Source organism: Actinomyces oris, from assembly GCF_001929375.1.
In the GTDB taxonomy this organism is placed as follows: domain Bacteria; phylum Actinomycetota; class Actinomycetes; order Actinomycetales; family Actinomycetaceae; genus Actinomyces; species Actinomyces oris_B.
This window is the reverse complement of the sequence record NZ_MSGO01000041.1, coordinates 34,496-54,143: the sequence shown is the minus strand read 5'-3', so window position 1 is coordinate 54,143 and position 19,648 is coordinate 34,496. Positions and strand designations below refer to the sequence as shown.

Here is a 19,648-nt window from a genome sequence, read left to right as displayed (position 1 = left end):
CGGCCGCTGAGCCGATCTGCCCAGCCACACGATCGGCCCGGTTCGCGACGCGCGTACCGGGCCGATCCGCGCTCTGCGAGCCGGCATGTGACTCAGCTCGTTTCTCACCGTAGTCTTGTTCCTGTGACTCCGAACACGACGCCGAAGGCCGGCAAGAAGCAGTCCACCCGTCCCTCCAAGTCCTCTGCCGCTCCCACCGATGCACCCGCTCAGGGCACCGGGACGCAGACCACGCCATCGGTGCCGTCCGCGAGCTCCACGGCACCGCAGCCGGCCCCGTTCTCGTTGATCGGCCGGATCCCGGTCACCGAGGTCTTCCCCGTCGTCGAGGACGGGCGCTGGCCGGCCAAGGCCGTCGTCGGCGAGGTCATCCCGATCCGCGCCACCGTCTTCCGCGAGGGGCACGACTGCTACGGCGCCACCGCGGTGCTGGTGCGTCCCGACGGCAGTGACGGCCCGAGCGCCCGCATGCACGACATCGCTCCGGGACTGGACCGCTATGAGGCCTCCGTGGCGCCCGACGCCCCCGGGGACTGGCGCTTCCGCGTCGAGGGGTGGTCGGACCCGTACGCCACCTGGAGTCACGACGCCGGCATCAAGGTGCCCGCCGGCATCGACGTCGAGCTCATGCTGGAGGAGGGCGCCCGGATCCTGGACCGGGCGGTGGCCATCGAGGGACGGGACGTTGAGGGCGTCAAGGCCCTCAACGACGCCGTGTGGATCATGCGCGACCCCTCCAACCCCGTGGCCGACCGCCTGGCTGCGGGCCTGTCGGACTCGGTCAAGGCCACTCTGGAGCGCCTGCCGCTGCGCGACCACGTCTCCCCCTCCGCCGAGTACCCCCTCCAGGTGGACCGCGAGCGCGCCCTGACCGGCTCCTGGTATGAGATCTTCCCGCGCTCGCTGGGCTCGGGCGTCGGCGAGGACGGCACCTGGCACTCGGGGACGCTGCGCAGCGCGACCGAGAGGCTGAACCGCATCGCGGCCATGGGCTTCGACGTCCTCTACCTCACGCCCATCTCCCCCATCGGCCTGACCAACCGCAAGGGTCGCAACAACACCTTGACGGCCCACCCCGGTGACCCCGGTTCCCCCTACGGCATCGGCTCCCCCGACGGCGGGCACGACGCCATCCACCCCGACCTGGGCACCTTCGAGGACTTCGACGCCCTGGTGGCCCGTTCGCGTGAGCTGGGCATGGAGGTGGCCCTGGACCTGGCTCTCCAGTGCTCCCCGGACCACCCGTGGGTGGCCGAGCACCCGGAGTGGTTCACGGTTCTGGCCGACGGCTCGATCGCCTACGCCGAGAACCCGCCCAAGAAGTACCAGGACATCTACCCGCTCAACTTCGACAACGACCCCGAGGGCATCTATCAGGCGATCCTGGAGGTCGTGCACACCTGGATCGCGCACGGCGTGACGATCTTCCGGGTGGACAACCCCCACACCAAGCCCCTGGCCTTCTGGCAGCGGCTCATCGCCGAGATCCACGCCGAGTCCCCCGACGTGCTGTTCCTGGCCGAGGCCTTCACCCGCCCCGCCATGATGCGCACCCTGGGCATGATCGGCTTCCACCAGTCCTACACCTACTTCGCCTGGCGCAACACCAAGCAAGAGCTCATCGAGTACATGATGGAACTCAGCAAGGGCACCGCCCACCTGCTGCGCCCGGCCTTCTGGCCCACGACTCACGACATCCTCACCCCCTTCATGACCAACGGGAAGGTGCCGGCCTTCAAGCTGCGCGCCGTCCTGGCGGCCACGCTCTCACCGACCTGGGGCATCTACTCGGGCTACGAGCTGGCCGAGTCCACGCCGCGCCCGGGCTACGAGGAGCAGATCGACAACGAGAAGTACGAGTTCAAGCCGCGTGACTTCGCCGCCGCTCGCCGCAACGGCATCGAGGACCTCCTGACGCGGCTCAACGCCTCCCGGGCCGCCCACCCGGCGCTGCGCCAGCTGCGGGACATCTACTTCCACCCCACCAGCGACGACCAGATCCTCGCCTACTCCAAGCGGGTGGACGCCTTCCACAGCCCCACGGGCAGGGAGGACGTCATCCTGACGGTGGTCAACCTCGACCCGTACGGGGCGCGGGCCGGCGAGGTCTACCTCAACCTGGAGGCCCTGGGCCTGCCGGGCTGGGTGGATGCCTCGCGCCCAGTGGTCAAGGTGACCGACGAGCTCACCGGCGCGAGCTACGACTGGTCGGGGCAGAACTATGTGCGCCTTGACCCCTTCGCCGGGCAGGCCGCTCACGTCTTCTCCGTGGAGCCGCTGTGAGCACCGACCCGATGAGTGCGCCCCCGGCACCCCCCGCCGGCAAGGTTCCGCCCGCGGGCCCGCCCGGCTCCTTCAGCCGGCCCACGGCGGCGGGAGTCCCCGTGGCGGCCCCGGTCGTGGCCCCCGTGGCGGCCCAGATGTCGGCGATCCCCACCCCCAGCGGAGGGATCCCCATGCCGCTGACGGTGGCACCGCCGATCCCCGGCGTACCGGTCCTGCCCGCTCAGGCCCGACCCGGCCTGAGCCCGGACCCCGAGTGGTTCCGCACGGCGGTCTTCTACGAGGCGCTGCTGCGCTCCTTCGCCGACTCCGACGGCGACGGCGTCGGGGACCTGCGCGGGCTCATCTCCCGCCTGGACTATTTGGCGTGGCTGGGCGTGGACTGCGTGTGGATCCCGCCCTTCTACCCCTCGCCCGTGCGCGACGGAGGCTACGATATCTCCGACTACACGGCCATCGACCCGCGCTACGGGACGATGGAGGACTTCCGCGAGCTGGTCCACCAGGCCCATCAGCGCGGGATCCGCATCATCATCGACATGGTCGTCAACCACACCTCGGACGCCCACCCCTGGTTCCAGGCCTCCCGCTCGGACCCCGAGGGCCCTTACGGGGACTTCTACGTGTGGGCAGACGACGACTCCGGCTACGACGACGCCCGCATCATCTTCGTGGACACCGAGGAGTCCAACTGGGCCTACGACGTCGAGCGCGGCCAGTTCTACTGGCACCGCTTCTTCTCCCACCAGCCCGACCTCAACTACCGCAACCCGGCGGTCATCGAGGCCATCCACGACGTCATCCGCTTCTGGGCGCGCACCGGGGTGGACGGCTTCCGCCTCGACGCCGTCCCCTACCTGACCGAGTCGGAGGGCACCAACTGCGAGAACCTGGACGGCACCCACGAGATCATCACTGGGATCCGTCAGATGCTCGACCGGGAGTTCCCCGGCACCATCACGCTGGCCGAGGCCAACCAGTGGCCCGAGGACGTCGTGGAGTACTTCGGCACCGAGGAGGCGCCCGAGTGCACCATGTGCTTCCACTTCCCGGTCATGCCGCGCATCTTCTACGCGCTGCGGCAGGGCTCGGCCGAGGCCATCCGCTGGGTGCTGGAGAAGACCCCCGACATCCCCGCTCACGGGCAGTGGGGGACCTTCCTGCGCAACCACGACGAGCTGACCCTGGAGATGGTCACCGACGCCGAGCGCGACCAGATGTACGCCTGGTACGCCCCCGAGGAGCGCATGCGCGCCAACATCGGGATCCGGCGCCGCCTGGCCCCGCTCCTGGACGCCTCGCGCGCCGAGGTGGAGCTGGCCTACGCCCTGCTCCTGTCCCTGCCGGGCAGCCCCTACCTCTACTACGGCGACGAGATCGGCATGGGTGAGAACATCTGGCTGGAGGACCGCGACGCCGTGCGCACCCCCATGCAGTGGGACGACTCCCCCAACATGGGTTTCTCCTCCGTGGTCGACCCCGGCGCCCTGACGCTTCCACTCATCCAGGCCCCCGGCTACGCGCACCTGACGGTGGCCACCGAGATGGCCCGACCCGACTCGCTGCTGCACTTCACCCGACGGATCCTGCACCTGCGCCGCGCCCACCCCGTGCTGGGTCGCGGGAGCTTCCTCCTGCGCCCCACCAGCGATGACGCCGTCCTGGCGCACACGCGCTGCGACGAGGAGCCAGGGCAGGGGGGCCAGACCCTCCTGTGCGTCGCCAACCTCTCGGCCACCCCCCGATCGGTGACGATCGAGGTTCCCGAGCTGGCGGGCAGGGGCACCACGGACCTGTTCGGGGGCTGCGCCTTCCCGCCCGTCGACGACCGCGGCCACCTGACCCTGACACTGGGAGCGCGCGGATACTACTGGCTGTCCGTTGACAGGACCGAACCCGACGACGCCCCCCAGAGCGACCACGACAACCACCCGACCGAGGAAGTCTGATGCCAAACGAACCGATCTCCGCCGCACCGCAGCCCGCCACCGCGCCGGCACGGTCCCTACGCAGCGCCCAGGCGCCGTCGACCTGGCCCAGTGACGCCGAGATCCTGGCGGCCCTGGGACCATGGATGCTCCAGCGGCGCTGGTTCCCGCTCAAGGGGGACGCCGCACCGCCCCTGGGCTCCCTGCGCGTGATCGCAACCTGGGAGCCGGAGGAGGGCGTGCGCGACCTCGTCATCGCCGCCCTACGGGGCAACCAGGCCGAGACCGGTCACCGCGACGGGATGGTGCTGCTGCACGTGCCGGTGGTCCTGGAGGCCGCCGAGGCGCTCGACTCCTTCGCCACCCCCGGTGAGGCCCCCGGCAACCACGGCCTGCTGCTGACCACCGCCTCCGACGGGGCACCTGCGCAGGTGGCGCTCGTCGACGGCGCCCACCACCCGGCCTTCTGGCGCGCCTGGGCCCTGAGCACGCTGAAGGCGGGCACCGTCCTGGACGAGGCCGGAGCCCTGGCCATCGCCCAGCGGGCGCCGAGGCTACGGGTGACCACCGGGGAGCAGTCCAACACCTCCGTCATCCTGCCGGCCCCCACCGACCCCGCCGAGGCTCTCGGGGAGCAGGACGCCGCCACCGGCGACCTCATCGTCAAGCTCCTGCGGGTCCTGGAGCACGGGCGCAACCCCGACGTGGAGCTGTCGGTGGCCCTGGCCCGCAGCGGCTGGGACCGGGTGCCCACGCCGGTGGCCTGGTCCACCATGACCTGGACGCGCATGGGCGGCTGCGGCCAGCCCGCCCTGGAGGAGTCCACCGACTCGGCCGTGGCCTGCAGCTTCGTCCCCCGCGCCGACGACGGCTTCGAGCTGTTCTGCTCACTGGCCTCCACCGACGACGTCGACGGACCGGTGCGGGCCCGCGCCGTGGAGCTGGCCCGGGATCTGGGACGCACGACCGCGCAGATGCACCACCACCTGGCCGCCTCCCTGGGCACGAGCCGGCCGCCAACGCCGACCGAGCTCGCCGCCTCCCTGCGCAAGCGCGCCCGGTGGGCGCTGGAGGAGGTGCCCGAGCTCTCCGGGCACATCCGGGCCCTGGAGCTCAAGGTGGAGCAGACCATGGAGCGGCTCGAGGCGCTCGAGGCCCTGGAGCCGGCCACCCGCATCCACGGCGACTACCACCTGGGGCAGGTGCTTCACGAGATCGGCGGCCAGCAGCGCTGGTACGTCCTGGACTTCGAGGGCGAGCCCCTGCGCCCCCTGGCCCAGCGCTCCGACCCCGACCTGCCGGCCCGGGACGTGGCCGGCATGCTGCGCTCCTTCGACTACGCCGCCGCCGTGGGCAAGGCACCCCACCCCGATTGGCTCCCCGCCGTGCGCTCCGCCTTCGAGGAGGGCTACCGCCTGGGACGCCAGGAGACCGGCTCTCTCGCCCCGTCGCCAGCGGCATCCGGCGACCAGGAGCAGGCCGAGGCCTCGTACCAGACGGTCCTGACCTGCCTGGAGCTGGACAAGGCCCTCTACGAGGCCGTCTACGAGGCCCGTAACCGTCCCGACTGGCTGGGCATCCCCATGGCGGGGATCGAGTCGGTCCTGTCCAAGCACGCGGAGGGCTGAGCACGCGACGATCCTCCATCCCCCTCATCCCCATCGGTCCGACGTCCAAAAGCACCCGTTAATCACCAACGCATGGAAGAGTTGCTGTATGAGCGCCAACACACCTGAGAAGAACCTCGCCCCTGTCCCTGTGGACCCCTGGATTCTGGCTGACGTCGCCTACGCGCGCTACCACGACCCGCACGAGGTCCTGGGCGCCCACGTCGGCGAGAACGGAGTCACCATCCGCACGGTCCGTCACCTGGCCGACGACGTCGTCGTCGTCACCAAGGACGGCACCCACCCGGCCACTCATGAGCAGGACGGCGTGTGGGTGGCGGTCCTGCCCGGCCAGGAGATCCCCGACTACCGCATCAAGGTCACCTACGGCGACGAGACCACCACCGTCGACGACCCCTACCGCTACATGCCGACCCTGGGCGAGATGGACACCTACCTCATCTCCGAGGGCCGCCACGAGGAGCTGTGGGAGGTCCTGGGCGCCCACGTCAAGCGCTACGACGGCCCCATGGGAGAGATCGAGGGAACCGCCTTCGCTGTCTGGGCCCCCAACGCCCGCGCCGTGCGCGTCGTCGGCGACTTCAACTACTGGGACGGCACCGCCACCGCCATGCGCTCCCTGGGCTCCTCCGGGGTGTGGGAGCTGTTCGTGCCCGGCGTCGGGGTCGGTGCGCGCTACAAGTTCGAGATCTGCTTCGCCGACGGCTCCTGGCACCAGAAGGCCGACCCGATGGCCCGCGCCACCGAGGTCCCCCCGGCCACCGCCTCGGTGGTCACCGACCAGTTCCACCAGTGGGAGGACCAGGAGTGGATGGCCAAGCGCGCCGCCACCGACCCCCACGGCGGGCCGATGAGCATCTACGAGGTCCACATCGGCTCGTGGCGCCAGGGGCTGGGCTTCCGAGGCCTGGCCGAGGAGCTGGTGCCCTACGTCAAGGAGGCCGGCTTCACCCACGTGGAGTTCCTGCCGGTGGCCGAGCACCCCTTCGGCGGCTCCTGGGGCTACCAGGTCACCAGCTACTACGCGCCCACCTCGCGCTTCGGAACCCCGGACGACTTCCGCTACCTGGTGGACCAGCTCCACCAGGCCGGCATCGGCGTCATCCTGGACTGGGTGCCGGCCCACTTCCCCAAGGACGAGTGGGCCCTGGCCCGCTTCGACGGCACCCCGCTGTACGAGGACCCCGACCCGCAGCGCGGCGAGCACCCCGACTGGGGCACCTACGTGTTCAACTTCGGACGCAACGAGGTGCGCAACTTCCTGGTTGCCAACGCCCTGTACTGGCTCCAGGAGTTCCACGCCGACGGCCTGCGCGTCGACGCCGTGGCCTCCATGCTCTACCTGGACTACTCGCGCCAGGACGGCCAGTGGCACCCCAACCAGTTCGGCGGCCGCGAGCACCTGGAGGCCATCAGCTTCCTGCAGGAGGCCACCGCCACCGCCTACCGCAAGAACCCCGGCATCGTCATGGCCGCTGAGGAGTCCACGGCGTGGCCGGGCGTCACCGCCCCCACCGAGTACGGCGGCCTGGGCTTCGGGCTGAAGTGGAACATGGGCTGGATGAACGACACCCTGCGCTACCTCGCAGAGGACCCGGTCAACCGCCGCTACCACCACGGCGAGCTGACCTTCTCCCTCGTGTACGCCTTCTCCGAGCAGTTCATCCTGCCGCTGAGCCACGATGAGGTCGTCCATGGCAAGGGCTCCCTGCTGTCCAAGATGCCCGGCGACCACTGGCAGGAGCTGGCGGGCCTGCGCGCCCTGTACGCCTACCAGTGGTCCCACCCCGGCAAGCAGCTGCTGTTCATGGGGCAGGAGTTCGGCCAGGGAACCGAGTGGAACGCGGATACGTCCCTGGACTGGTGGATCCTGGATGACCCCGGCCACCAGGGGCTGCTCGCTCTGGTCAGCGACCTCAACCACCTCTACCTCAGCTCGCCGGCCCTGTGGTCGGAGGACTTCTCCCACCGAGGATTCGAGTGGATCGAGGCCGGCGACGGCGACCACAACGTCCTGTCCTACCTGCGCAAGGGGACCGACGCCGACGGGCGGGCCGATCTGATGGTCTGCATCATCAACTTCGCCGGCACCCCGCACGAGGGCTACCGGGTGGGCCTGCCCTTCGCCGGGGACTGGGAGGAGGTCCTCAACACCGACTCCGAGGACTACGGCGGCTCCGGCGTGGGCAACCTGGGCCGTGTCGAGGCCGAGGACCTGCCCTGGAACGGGCGCCCGGCCTCCGTGAGCCTGCGGGTCCCCCCGATGGGGGCGGTCTTCCTGCGTCCGGCTCAGGACTGATCCGGGCCGAAACCACGCACCGCGGTGGGGTGAGGGGCCCACGCCTCCCACCCCACCGCGGCCTGTTGCTCGTCGCGTCTTCAAAACTTCGAACTTGACCCGCCGCCAACGCCTAAGAGCCGGTAGTCTGGGCCCTGTCTCGCACAGGCGTGCGGCCTCCGGTGCCCTGTAACTCTGTGTGCTCCGGTCGGTCCGACCCCGTCGATGTACGATGTTTCAGTCCGCTGCAAAATTCTTGCAGTCGGCGACCACGATGCCTGACAAGGGAAGAAGAATGACACAGAAACTGGTCACGAGCGCCCCCGCGCAGGTGCGCGCCGTATCCGGTCGCCCCGAGACCGCAGCCACCCTCATGGAGGTCTGGCAGGGCCTGTCCGCCGCCGTCGTCGACACTATTGCGGACGACTGGTACGCCACCGAGCAGAAGTACAGCGCCGGGCGCCAGGAGCACTACTTCTCCGCCGAGTTCCTCATGGGCCGCGCCCTGCTCAACAACCTCTCCAACCTGGGGATGGTCGACGAGGCGCGCGAGGTCGTCGGTTCCTTCGGCGTCAACCTCTCCGACGTCCTGGAGCAGGAGCCCGACGCAGCTCTGGGCAACGGCGGGCTGGGACGCCTGGCCGCCTGCTTCCTCGACTCCTGCGCCACCCTCGACCTGCCGGTCAACGGCTTCGGCATCCTCTACCGCTACGGGCTGTTCAAGCAGCTCTTCGAGGACGGCTTCCAGACCGAGCACCCCGACCCCTGGATGGAGGAGGGCTACCCCTTCGTCATCCGCCACGAGGAGGCCCAGCGCCTGGTGCACTACCGGGACATGACCGTGCGCGCCATCCCCTACGACATGCCCATCACCGGCTACGGCACCAAGAACGTGGGGACCCTGCGCCTGTGGAAGGCCGAGCCGCTCGAGGAGTTCGACTACGACACCTTCAACTCCCAGCGCTTCACCGAGGCCATCGTCGATCGCGAGCGCACCTCGGACATCTCCCGCGTCCTCTACCCCAACGACACCACCTACGAGGGCAAGGTCCTGCGGGTGCGCCAGCAGTACTTCTTCTGCTCGGCCTCCCTGCAGCAGATCGTTGAGAACTACGTCAGCCACCACGGTGAGGACCTGACCGGCTTCGCCGACTACAACGCCATCCAGCTCAACGACACCCACCCGGTGCTCGCCATCCCCGAGCTCATGCGCATCCTCCTGGACGAGCACCGCCTGGGCTGGGAGCAGGCCTGGGAGGTGGTCACCAAGACCTTCGCCTACACCAACCACACGGTGCTGGCCGAGGCCCTGGAGACCTGGGAGATCTCCATCTTCGACCGCCTCTTCCCACGCATCACCGAGATCGTTCGCGAGATCGACCGCCGCTTCCGCCTCGAGATGGCCGAGCGCGGCCTGGAGCAGGACACCATCGACTACATGGCCCCCATCTCCGGGAACAAGGTGCGCATGGCCTGGATCGCCTGCTACGCCTCCTACTCCATCAACGGCGTCGCCGCGCTGCACACCGAGATCATCAAGCGCGAGACCCTGGGCGAGTGGCACGCCATCTGGCCCGAGCGCTTCAACAACAAGACCAACGGCGTCACCCCGCGCCGCTGGCTGCGCCAGTGCAACCCGCGCCTGTCGGCGCTCCTGGACGAGGTCACCGGCTCGGACACCTGGGTCAAGGACCTCTCCGTCCTGGCCGAGCACACCGACTCCGTGGACGAGTCCGTCTACGACCGCCTGGCGGAGATCAAGCACGCCAACAAGGTGGACTTCGCCGCCTGGATCGCCCAGCGCGAGGGGATCGAGATCGACCCGGAGGCGATCTTCGACGTCCAGATCAAGCGCCTCCACGAGTACAAGCGCCAGCTGCTCAACGCCATCTACATCCTGGACCTCTACTTCCGCATGAAGCAGGACCCGAGCCTGCAGGTCCCCAAGCGGGTCTTCATCTTCGGGGCGAAGGCGGCTCCCGGGTACATCCGGGCCAAGGGCGTCATCAAGCTCATCAACGCCATCGCCGACCTGGTCAACAACGACCCCGTGGTCTCCCAGACCATCAAGGTCGTCTTCGTCCACAACTACAACGTCTCCCCGGCCGAGCACATCATCCCGGCCGCCGACGTCTCCGAGCAGATCTCGATGGCCGGTAAGGAGGCCTCGGGTACCTCCAACATGAAGTTCATGATGAACGGAGCCCTGACCCTGGGCACGCTCGACGGCGCCAACGTGGAGATCCTGGAGGCAGTCGGTGACGACAACGCCTACATCTTCGGCGCCACCGAGGACGAGCTGCCCTCCCTGCGCGAGAGCTACGACCCCGTGTGGCACTACGAGAACGTCCCCGGTCTCAAGCGCGTCCTGGACGCCTTCACCGACGGCACCCTCGACGACAACGGCTCGGGCTGGTTCGCCGACCTGCGCCGCAGCCTGCTGGAGGCCTCCTACGAGCCGGCCGACGTCTACTACGTCCTGGGCGACTTCGCCTCCTACCGCGAGACCAAGGACGCCATGGCGGCCGACTACGCCGACGCCCGCGCCTGGCAGCGCAAGGCCTGGGTGAACATCACCCGCTCGGGCCGCTTCTCCTCCGACCGCACCATCAGCGACTACGCCCGCGAGGTCTGGAAGATCGACCCCGAGCCGATCGCCTGATCGTCACGGCATGAGCGAGCGCCCCTCACCAGTACGGTGAGGGGCGCTCGTGTATGCACACCGGGTGAGTGAGCGAGGACGCCCGGCAGAGCTGTTCGTCGAGGCTCAGTAGAGCATGGTGGCCAGGCGGCGGCGGGCCTGGGCGACCTCCGGGGAGGTGGAGCCGATGACCTCGAAGAGCTCGAGTAGTCGCAGCCGGGCCGTCTCCCGCTCCTCCCCCGCGTGGGTGCGCACGGCCTCCAGGGCCCGGCCGAGGGCCGCATTGACATCCCCCAGGGCCAGGGCGGCGTCAGCACCGGCCAGGGCAGCGGCGAGATCCGCGGGAGCGGCGTCGGCCGCTGTGAGGAGCTCGTGGGGGTCCTGGCCGTCCAGGCGGGCCATGAGGCGCACCTGGTTGCGGGCGACCTTGAGATCGTCGTCACCGGGGTTCTGGGCGATGGCGTGGGTGTAGACCTCCTCTGCGGCGGCGAAGTCCCCGGCCTCGATGGCCTCGCGGGCGGCCCGCTCGATCTCGGTCTCCTCGGGCTCGGCCTGAGTATCGGCGCCGGCTGCACCGTCGACGGCGATGGTGCCGTTGACGCCGTTGGCGGCGGCCACCTCCAGCAGCTGGTCGATGACCGAACGCAGCTGCTCCTGGGGCACCGTCCCCTGGAACATCGGCACCGGCTGGCCCGCGATGAGGGCCACGACGGTGGGGACGGCCTGAGCCTGGAGGGCCTGAGCGACCTGTGGGGCGGCGTCCACGTTCACGCGCGCCAGCTGGAAGCGGCCGGCGTACTGATCGGCGAGCTGCTCCAGGACGGCGGCGAGATCAGCGCTGGCCTGGCTGCGCGGGCTGTGCAGGACGACGACGACCGGCACCTGGGTCGAGACCTCGGCGACCTCGCGCAGGCTGGAGGCATCGACGTCGACCACCAGCGGCACCGGCAGTCCGGAGCCGGAGGCTCCCGCGGGGCCTTGAGCGGCAGGGCTCGGGGTCGCGCCGGTCGGGCCGGCAGGTTTGGCGGGGGCGAAACTGGACAGGTCGACGGCACCGAACATGCTCATGGCAGCTCTGCCTTCCTCGGGCCGCAGCCCGGTTGCTTCGTGGATCTGGGTCTTTCGGTGTCCCGGCGCCGGCGCGGTGGGCGGGCCTCGCACTGCTCACGGACCCGGGCGCGTCAGCGGCCCGACTCCGAGTGGTCACGGAGCCGGGCCGGGGGACCGGAGGAGGTCAGGACGGTTTGGCTGACGCCGCCGTGGGCGCCGGTGTCTTGGAGTCGTCCCGTTCCACCTTCATCAGCGCCGTCTCGGCGCCCAGAACGGTCGCCTTCTCGCTGCTTCCCTCCTTGGGGATGGAGAAGGCGACCATGGAGTCGTAGGTGGCGGTCACGGTTCCGACGATCTTCTGGTTGCCGCCCATGTGGGCGGCGACGTCACCCTGCAGGGTGAGGTCGGAGCCGTCGACGGTGCGCTTGTAGACCACCGTGAAGGTCAGGGTGGTGAAGACCAGCGCCCCGCCGTCCCCCTCCTCCAGCTGGAGGCCCTGGAACCCGTCCTGACCGGGGACCGCCGTCACGGTGACCTCACCCAGGGACTTGAGATCGGTGCTTCGGGCGGACTGGACCTTCTGACGCAGGTTGTCGTCGGGGAAGGCCTTGCCGTTCTCACCGTCGGGGTGGTTGAGCGCATCGACATAGGAGTCGAGGACCGCCTTGGGGGTGGCGACCAGCCCCGTGGTCTCGGCCGTCACCTGCTTGGCGTGCTGGGCCGACTGCTTGGTCAGCACGGGAATGCTCGCCTGCGCGGCGAATCCCTGCACCCAGGCCCACACCTTGAACTGGTCCCGGGCCGAGCTCTGCTCCAGGGAGATGATCGAGACGCTCTTGTCGCCCTCCGAGGCGACCGCGGCGTTACGGGGGAAGCCGACGGTCTGCCCCACTCCCCCGCCCTGGATCTTCGTGGACATGGCGTGGATGTAGGAGTCGTTCCCGCCGGCGGAGGCGGTGGCGTACTCGGCGGCGCGGATCCGCGCCGCCGGACCGGACATGATCTCCTTGAGCTTGTCCGCGTTCTTCTCCTTGTCCGCCGCCACCAGGCCGGTCTGGACGCGCTGGAGGATCTCGGCTAGCTGCTTGTCGTTGAGGACGGGCTCGGCGATCGGCGTACCGGAGGCCACGGTCTGGGCGGTCTTGGGTTGAGAGCGCGAGCAGGCGGCCAGGCTCAGGGCGATGGCGGAGGCACCGCCTGCGCTCAGAAAGGCTCGACGGGTGGACATCATGCGTGCTCCTGGTTGTCGGGGTCCGCGGTGGGGTCTGGCTCACTGAAGGGCTCGGCGTCGACGGCCTGGATGACGGCGGGGTCGGCCTGGGGAGGCAGCTCGACACCGTCGGAGTAGGAGGGCCAGGACACGGTGGTCGACGTCGCGGAGGAGTCCCCGAAGCCGCTCGGGGAGAAGGCGGGGCCGCGCGCCGGCTCGACCTCCTGCTCACTCCAGCTCAGCGACGCGTCGCTCACCTCCGGCTGGGCGAATCCGGTCGGCACCTTGAGGCCGGGGTCCTGCGACGGGGCCGAGGACGTCGCGTCCTGGAACTCGGCGGTGTCAGTCTCGAAGGACTGCGCATCGTCACCGCCCGCCACGTGGCTGGTGTGGTGCTCCGGCGGCGCGAAGCGGGAGTGGTCCGGGGCATCAGCGGGCTGGTCGGCCACCTGGTCCGCGCCCACGGCCATGTGGCCGGCGCCGGTCTCACTGAGGGTCGGGGGGTTGGAGTGAGCCGACGAGTCGGACGTGTTGGCAGCATCCGTGGTGATGGCCAGCGCCTCACCGTCCTGGAGGCCCTCCGGCTCCCGGGCGGCCCGGTACTGCTGGGTGACTGCCTCGTCAAGACCGGGGACGACGGACGCACCTCGGGTAGCCCCGGCCACCGCATGGTCGTCCTGCCCGCCGTGGCCCTCACTGTAGGCGGCGTCGGCTCCGTCACCGAACCCGCTGCCGGTGCCACCACTGAGCCCGGCGACGGGGCCATAGTCGTAGCCGTCGGCGGGGAGCTCCTCAGGTGCCTGGGGGGCGGAGGACGTCTCGACGCCGTCGAGGTAGACGCGCCCGGTGCGCGGGTCGGTCCAGGGCTCGCCCGATGCCTCCGCGCGCTCCTTGTCCCGCAGCTCTCGGCGGGTCAGCCGTCGGTCGGGATCGTCCACCTGGGGGATGCCCTCGGTGGAGACCGAGTCGGCGTTGGCGATGCGGGCCGCCCGCTCGGCCGAACGGGTACGCCGATCGACATTGGCCCGGCGCAGCTGGAGGTCGATGAAGAACAGGAAGGCCCCCACGAGCACGAAGAGGCTGCCCAGAACCAGTCCCCCGTAGAAGTACCAGGGCGTCTCCACCTGCCGCTTCCAGCTGATGGTCAGGCCGGGAGCCGGGGCCTTGCCGTCGGTCATGGCCATGACGACGATCTGCTCGTCGACGTTCTTGTGCGGCAGCATGGCGCGATCGGCGTCGTCCCCGGTGTTGAAGGTGACTGACGAGCCGCCGGTCTTCTCCCCCAGCCAGATGTCGGAGCCCGAGGCGGTCACACCGTTGGCCTTGCGCGCCGAGCACTGCGAGCCACCGGCCTGCGCGGAGGCGGAGGGCTGGGAGGAGGCCGCCGCGGAAGGAGCGGGAGTGGCGTTGGCCGGCGGGCAGTACTGGGTCTCGTCCTTGGAGGACAGGGTTCCGGCGTCGGCGTCGATGCTGGTGACCACCGTGTAGGGCAGTGCCTTGTCGGCATCGGGGCTCATCCAGGCGTCGAGGTCGGCCGCCCTGGCCACGAAGAGGTGGACGTCCTTGCCGTCGGAGGAGCTCGCCGTCACGGTGACGTCGGACTCCGCACCGCTGAGAACCCCGGGGGCTGTGATGACGTAGGGCTGAGAAGGGCCGGAGGCGAACTTCGCCTCGACCTTGGAGCCGGGTTTCCAGATGGTGGCCGAGCAAACGGCCAGGGCGACGAGGACCAGTCCGAGGACGGTCACCACCACGCTCAAGATACGTCGACTCACGACGCGGGTCTCCTATGCTCGCGGACACGGTTGGACGACGGCCGGCTACGGAGCCGGGTATCGCTGCGAGCGCTCACCGTGCGCCCGCCCAGGAACCAGAATCGCATGACGGACCCCACGACCGCACCGACCTCGGCGCAAGATCACAGCAAGACACGCGCTGAGCGAAGCGATATCTCCCGGAATTCCGCCAGCAGAAAGGGCCTCGCCGGTCCGTCGAGCACCGCTCCGGCCTCGAAGTGGAAACGGAGGAAAGTGCGGAGAAACGCACGCACAAGAATCAGACGCGTCCGAACGGTCCATCAGCGCAACCATCCGCCACTCCTCCCGCCCGGTCGGGAACCGAACCACCACCAGCCTCCTGTGCGCATGGTCACACTTTTGTGGTTACCGTCCTGATCACACCCAATCGTTAGGCTTGCCCTGGTGGTGAGCGTCCCCAGCTCGCCAGGAGGAGGAACCCGACGTGGCTGAGGAATACAGCGAGTTTGCCATCACGATGCGCGGTTACGACCGCGCTCAGGTCGACCGGAAGCTGGAGCAGCTCTCGCGCCAGCTGGCCGACGCGCGTCGCGAGGTGGCCAGCCTTGACCAGCGCGCCATGACGCTGGCCGGCGAGCTGGCCGACACCCAGCGCCGGCTGCGGGAGTCCGACAAGCCGACCTACGCCGGCCTGGGCTCGCGGATCGAGCAGCTGCTGCGCAGCGCCGAGGAGCAGAGCGCCTCCGTCCTGTCCAAGGCCAACGCCGAGGCTGACGCCCTGCTGACCCGGACCCGGACCAACGCCAAGAACCTCTCCGAGCGCAGCGCCTCGGAGGCGGCGACCCTGCTGGCCGACGCCCGCCGAGAGGCCAGCGAGCTGCGCTCCCGCTCCCAGGGGGAGGCCTCGACCGCTCTGGCCAACGCCGAGGCCCGCGCCCAGGAGATGGTCTCCTCCGCCTCACGCAAGGCCGCCCAGATCTCCGCCGAATCCGAGGCGGCCGTCACCGAGATGCGAGCCACCGCCGAGCGTGAGGCCGCACTGGTCCTGTCCCAGGCCCGCAAGCAGGCCGCCGAGATCGCCATCACCTCCGAGCGCGACGCCACCGCCAACCGCGAGGCGGCCGCGGCCGAGGCCGACGAGCTGCACAAGACCTCCACGGCGAAGGCCGAGGAGATCCTCTCCGCCGCCAAGCAGGAGGCTGAGCTGACCGTCGGCAAGGCCAAACGCGAGGCCGAGGAGATCCTCACCTCGGCGCGCAACGAGTCTGAGACACTGCGCCGCTCGGCCACCGACGAGGCGGCCGCGGCCCGCTCCGAGGCCACCGAGCTGCGCCAGCAGGCCACCCTGGAGATCGCCGCGGCGCACGAGCAGGCCGCCCAGGAGGACTCCGACGCCCACGAGGCCACACGCGAGCGCATCCGTGAGATGCAGGAGCAGGCCCAGATCCAGGCCCAGGAGGCCGAGGAGCGCCTGCAGGAGGCGCTGTCCCGGGCCGAGGAGGTCCGCGCGCGCACCGACGCCGAGGCCCGCAAGCGCCAGGAGGAGGCCGTCACCCAGGCCGAGGAGACTCTGGCGCAGGCCCGGATCGAGGCCGAGCAGATCGTCAGCGACGCCCGCGCCGACGCCGACGTCACCGCCCAGGTGGCCGCCCGCCAGCTCCAGGAGCTTGAGCGCCAGCGCGACTCGGTCGCCGCCTACCTCACCGAGATGCGTGGCGTCCTGGGAGGCGCGCTGCCCCAGGCCCCCACCTTCTCCGACCACGTCGCAGCCCTGCCCCAGGAGCCGAGTCCGGCTCCGGCTCCGGAGCCGGACTCCGCGGAGTCGGCAGAGCCGGCAGCCTCCGGCAGCGCGCGCTCCGCCGGCTCGAGCAGCGCCTCCTCCGCGCCGTCGGCCACCTCGGCAGCCCCCGCGCCGGCCGGCAACAAGGCCGCTGCGACCTCGGGAGACGGCCAGCAGGCGGGCGCGCAGTCGGCCCCGAAGAACGCCCAGAAGGGCGCGGCCGGTCGCATCGAGCACGTTCCAGCCCCCGGTAAGAGCTCGAACGGCTCCGGTCACGCCGCCAACCGCCACCCCCGTCAGGGCAAAGGACGTCGCTGAGACGCCGACGTGACAGCCGACGACGCCACCCGGCCCGAGACCGAGTCGACCAGCACCTGCGGTTCTGGTGCCTGCGACTGGGCGACGTCGCGTCGTCGTGCGGCCACGCAGCGGGCCCGCATGCTCCAGGAGCGTCAGGATGCCGAGCACGCCCGGGCCTCCCGCATCGTGGGGCTATTCCTCAGGGTCGCCCGCAAGGAGGGCCTTGAGGACGTTCCTCTGCGGGTGCGCGGCTACGGGGGCGGCAGTGCCCGCACCCCGCTGCGCGGCTGGTACCTGAGGGCCGACGAGACGGTCGGCATCGACACACAGGGGCGCTACTACGTCCTGTCGATGCCGCTGAGCCTGGGGCAGCGCCTGCGCGGGGTCAGGCCCGAGAGCCAACCGGTGCCGATGACCATCGGCGAGGGCGGACGCGACGGGGACGTCGTGCCGCTGCGCTTCGCGCTGGACCGCCTGCTGCCGGGATGGGAGGGGCGCTCCGAAGAACCGCTCGTGTGACTCTCAGCCCCGCTGCCTCCCACCGGCGTCGGGCCCTACCACAGGCGGCGCTCCCAGCATGAGGTGTGCCAGTGACGCCGCTCCTCCAGTCCGCGGTCCGCTCCGAAGAGGGACTCATTGCTCCAGGCCACCACGTGCGCGGTGCCGGCCGGGATGACGCGGTGGCAGCCGGGACAGGTGTAGGACTTGTCCCCGCCACGCAGGTGGCGCACGGTGAAGTCGGCGCCGCCGGGGCCGGTCTGGGTGCGCGGCACGGAGGCGAGACGGTCCATGCTCAAGGGGATGTGCCCCTGCCCGTAGGGGCGCTTGGATCTGCGACGTGCCATGCCCCGATCACATCACATCCGGCTGCCGTCCCCAAGCCGGGGCGGCAGCCGGATGCGAGAGCAGGCGGGAGCGTAGGACGCTGGGCGAGCTGCCCGGACCGGTCTCAGCCCTTGACGGATCCGGCCATGAGGCCGCCGACGAAGTACTTGCCCAGCAGGATGTAGACCGCCAGGGTCGGCACCGAGGCGATGAGCGCACCGGACATGGAGGCCCCGTAGTCGGCCAGGATCGAGCCGTGAGCCAGGTTGTTCAGCGCCAACGTCACCGGCCCGGACTGCGCCCCGCCACCGAAGAACAGGGCGAACAGGAAGTCGTTCCAGGCGGAGGTGAACTGCCAGATGAGGACGACGACGAAGCTGGGCACCGAGATCGGCAGGACCACCGAGACGTAGGTGCGCAGCATGCCGGCCCCGTCGACCCGGGCGGCCTCAATGAGCTCGTTGGGAATGGTCTCGTAGTAGTTGCGGAAGATGAGCGTCGTGATCGGGATGCCGTAGACGACGTGCATGAGGATCAGCGTGTGGATCCCGAAGCCCAGGTCGGCACTGGTCACCAGGCGCATGAGCGGGATCATGACCGCCTGGTAGGGGATGAACATGCCGAACAGGATGAGGGTGAAGACCACGTTGGCCCCGGGGAAGCGCCACTTGGACAGGACGAAGCCGTTGGCGCTGCCCAGCATCGCGGAGATGATCGAGGAGGGGATGACCAGCGCCAGGGAGCGCAGCAGCCCGCCACTGAGCTGGTTCCAGGCGTTGGACCAGTTCTTGGTGACCCAGACCTCGGGCAGGTACCAGGTGCGCGAGGGGTCGGCGTCGGCGGATCCCTTGAAGGAGGTGACCAGCAGGACGTAGACCGGGATGAGGACGAGGACCACCGAGGCCAGCAGCAGGATGAAGCGGACGCTCTGGCCCCAGCCGGGGCGGCGCGGACTGCGTGTCATGAGTGCCTGTGCCATGGCCGCTCACCTCCTGCCCTTGGCGTCGTGGATGAGGTAGGGGATGACGGCGACGGCGACCAGGACCAGCAGGATCGTGCCGACGGCGGCGGCGTTGGAGTAGTCGTTGTCGGTCATGAAGTTGAACATGTCGATGGCCGGGACCTTGGTGGAGTAGGTCCGCTGGTCCGTGATCGACATGATGAGGTCGAAGGACTTCAGGGACATGTGCCCGATGATGATGACGGCGCTCAGGGCGATCGGGGTCAGCTGGGGGAAGATGATCGACTTGTAGAGCTGCCACTCGCTGGCGCCGTCGACACGGGCCGCCTCACGCAGGTCGTCGGGGATGCCGCGGAAGCCGGCCAGGAAGAGCGCCATGACGTATCCGGCCAGCTGCCACACGGCCGGCAGCGCGATGGCCAGGATCCCCCAGGTGGTGTTCTGGGTCCATGAGCTCTCCAGGAACTTCAGGCCGGTCATCTCGAACAGGCGGTTGAGCCCGGAGGCGCTCTCGCCCTGCGCGGAGTTCAGCAGCCACCGCCACACCACGCCCGAGGCCACGAAGGACACGGCCATGGGGAACAGGAAGATGGAGCGGAAGATCCCCTCCCCCTTGATGGGGCGGTCCAGGAGCCAGGCCCACAGGAAGCCGACCACGAGGGTGCCGGCCAGGAAGGTGACGGTGAACAGGATGAGGTTGACGAAGGAGTGGCGGAAGTCCGGGTTGCCGAACAGGGTCGTGAAGTTGCTCAGCCCGACGACGGTGGTCCCCCTGCGTCCGGAGACCTGGCCGGCGGTGTGCATGTCCAGCAGGGAGGTATTGATGTTGATGCCGATCATCCCGTAGACGAAGACGCCGACGAGGATGATCGAGGGCGAGATGAGCAGGAGGCCCGGGCCCCACTGCCTCCAGCTCGCCCGACGGCGCCGCACGGGGGCGCTCTTGGTGCTCACAAGGTTCTCCTGATGCGTAGGTGACGGAAGGTTCCGCCTGTCGTGGTAATGAG

At 69.8% G+C, this 19,648-nt stretch carries 13 protein-coding genes; 7 read left to right on the top strand and 6 right to left on the bottom strand.

Annotated features, from left to right (window positions below; translation table 11 throughout):
• Positions 1-123 precede the first annotated feature (123 nt).
• From BKH32_RS10215 to BKH32_RS10195, 5 genes are all read left to right on the top strand, one after another.
• Positions 124-2,283 (top strand): alpha-1,4-glucan--maltose-1-phosphate maltosyltransferase, encoded by a 2,160-nt coding sequence (locus tag BKH32_RS10215; protein WP_275531525.1) that lies wholly within the window; start codon positions 124-126, stop codon positions 2,281-2,283.
• Positions 2,284-2,456: 173 nt separating this feature from the next.
• Positions 2,457-4,232, top strand: coding sequence for a maltose alpha-D-glucosyltransferase (gene treS, locus BKH32_RS10210; protein ID WP_430383800.1), 1,776 nt, complete (start codon positions 2,457-2,459; stop codon positions 4,230-4,232).
• Positions 4,232-5,839, top strand: a complete 1,608-nt coding sequence (locus BKH32_RS10205; protein ID WP_075249937.1) for a phosphotransferase — start codon at positions 4,232-4,234, stop codon at positions 5,837-5,839. Before treS ends, BKH32_RS10205 begins: the two co-directional genes overlap by 1 nt.
• 88 nt (positions 5,840-5,927) lie before the next feature.
• On the top strand, positions 5,928-8,138 hold the full coding sequence (gene glgB, locus BKH32_RS10200) for a 1,4-alpha-glucan branching protein GlgB (protein ID WP_075249936.1): 2,211 nt from the start codon (positions 5,928-5,930) through the stop codon (positions 8,136-8,138).
• Positions 8,139-8,412: 274 nt separating this feature from the next.
• On the top strand, positions 8,413-10,779 hold the full coding sequence (locus tag BKH32_RS10195; protein ID WP_075249935.1) for a glycogen/starch/alpha-glucan phosphorylase: 2,367 nt from the start codon (positions 8,413-8,415) through the stop codon (positions 10,777-10,779).
• 105 nt (positions 10,780-10,884) lie between these two features.
• Here the strand turns inward: BKH32_RS10195 and BKH32_RS10190 are convergent, their stop codons facing one another.
• From BKH32_RS10190 to BKH32_RS10180, 3 genes are all read right to left on the bottom strand, one after another.
• Positions 10,885-11,826 carry a tetratricopeptide repeat protein gene (locus BKH32_RS10190; protein WP_075249934.1) on the bottom strand — a complete coding sequence of 314 codons (942 nt, stop codon included), beginning with the start codon at positions 11,824-11,826 and terminating at the stop codon, positions 10,885-10,887.
• A gap of 166 nt (positions 11,827-11,992) precedes the next feature.
• Positions 11,993-13,039, bottom strand: a complete 1,047-nt coding sequence (locus BKH32_RS10185; protein WP_075249933.1) for a Tat pathway signal protein — start codon at positions 13,037-13,039, stop codon at positions 11,993-11,995.
• Positions 13,036-14,793 (bottom strand): hypothetical protein, encoded by a 1,758-nt coding sequence (locus BKH32_RS10180; RefSeq protein ID WP_075249932.1) that lies wholly within the window; start codon positions 14,791-14,793, stop codon positions 13,036-13,038. The genes BKH32_RS10185 and BKH32_RS10180 overlap by 4 nt, the downstream gene beginning before the upstream one ends.
• Before the next feature lie 466 nt (positions 14,794-15,259).
• Here BKH32_RS10180 and BKH32_RS10175 point away from each other — a divergent pair, with 466 nt between their 5' ends.
• Both BKH32_RS10175 and BKH32_RS10170 read left to right on the top strand, forming a co-directional pair.
• The gene (locus BKH32_RS10175; RefSeq protein ID WP_075249931.1) at positions 15,260-16,873 is read left to right on the top strand and encodes a DivIVA domain-containing protein; all 1,614 of its coding nucleotides are present in this window, start codon (positions 15,260-15,262) and stop codon (positions 16,871-16,873) included.
• A gap of 9 nt (positions 16,874-16,882) precedes the next feature.
• Complete coding sequence (locus BKH32_RS10170) at positions 16,883-17,374, top strand: hypothetical protein (RefSeq protein ID WP_075249930.1); 492 nt, start codon at positions 16,883-16,885, stop codon at positions 17,372-17,374.
• A gap of 35 nt (positions 17,375-17,409) precedes the next feature.
• Here the strand turns inward: BKH32_RS10170 and BKH32_RS10165 are convergent, their stop codons facing one another.
• The 3 genes from BKH32_RS10165 to BKH32_RS10155 form a co-directional block, all read right to left on the bottom strand.
• Complete coding sequence (locus BKH32_RS10165; protein WP_070659509.1) at positions 17,410-17,700, bottom strand: hypothetical protein; 291 nt, start codon at positions 17,698-17,700, stop codon at positions 17,410-17,412.
• Between the two features lie 104 nt (positions 17,701-17,804).
• Positions 17,805-18,659: a carbohydrate ABC transporter permease gene (locus BKH32_RS10160; protein ID WP_075249929.1), complete on the bottom strand. Its 855-nt coding sequence runs from the start codon at positions 18,657-18,659 to the stop codon at positions 17,805-17,807.
• 6 nt (positions 18,660-18,665) lie between these two features.
• A complete protein-coding gene (locus BKH32_RS10155; RefSeq protein ID WP_075249928.1) occupies positions 18,666-19,595 on the bottom strand; it encodes a carbohydrate ABC transporter permease in 930 nt (309 codons plus the stop codon).
• Positions 19,596-19,648 lie beyond the last annotated feature (53 nt).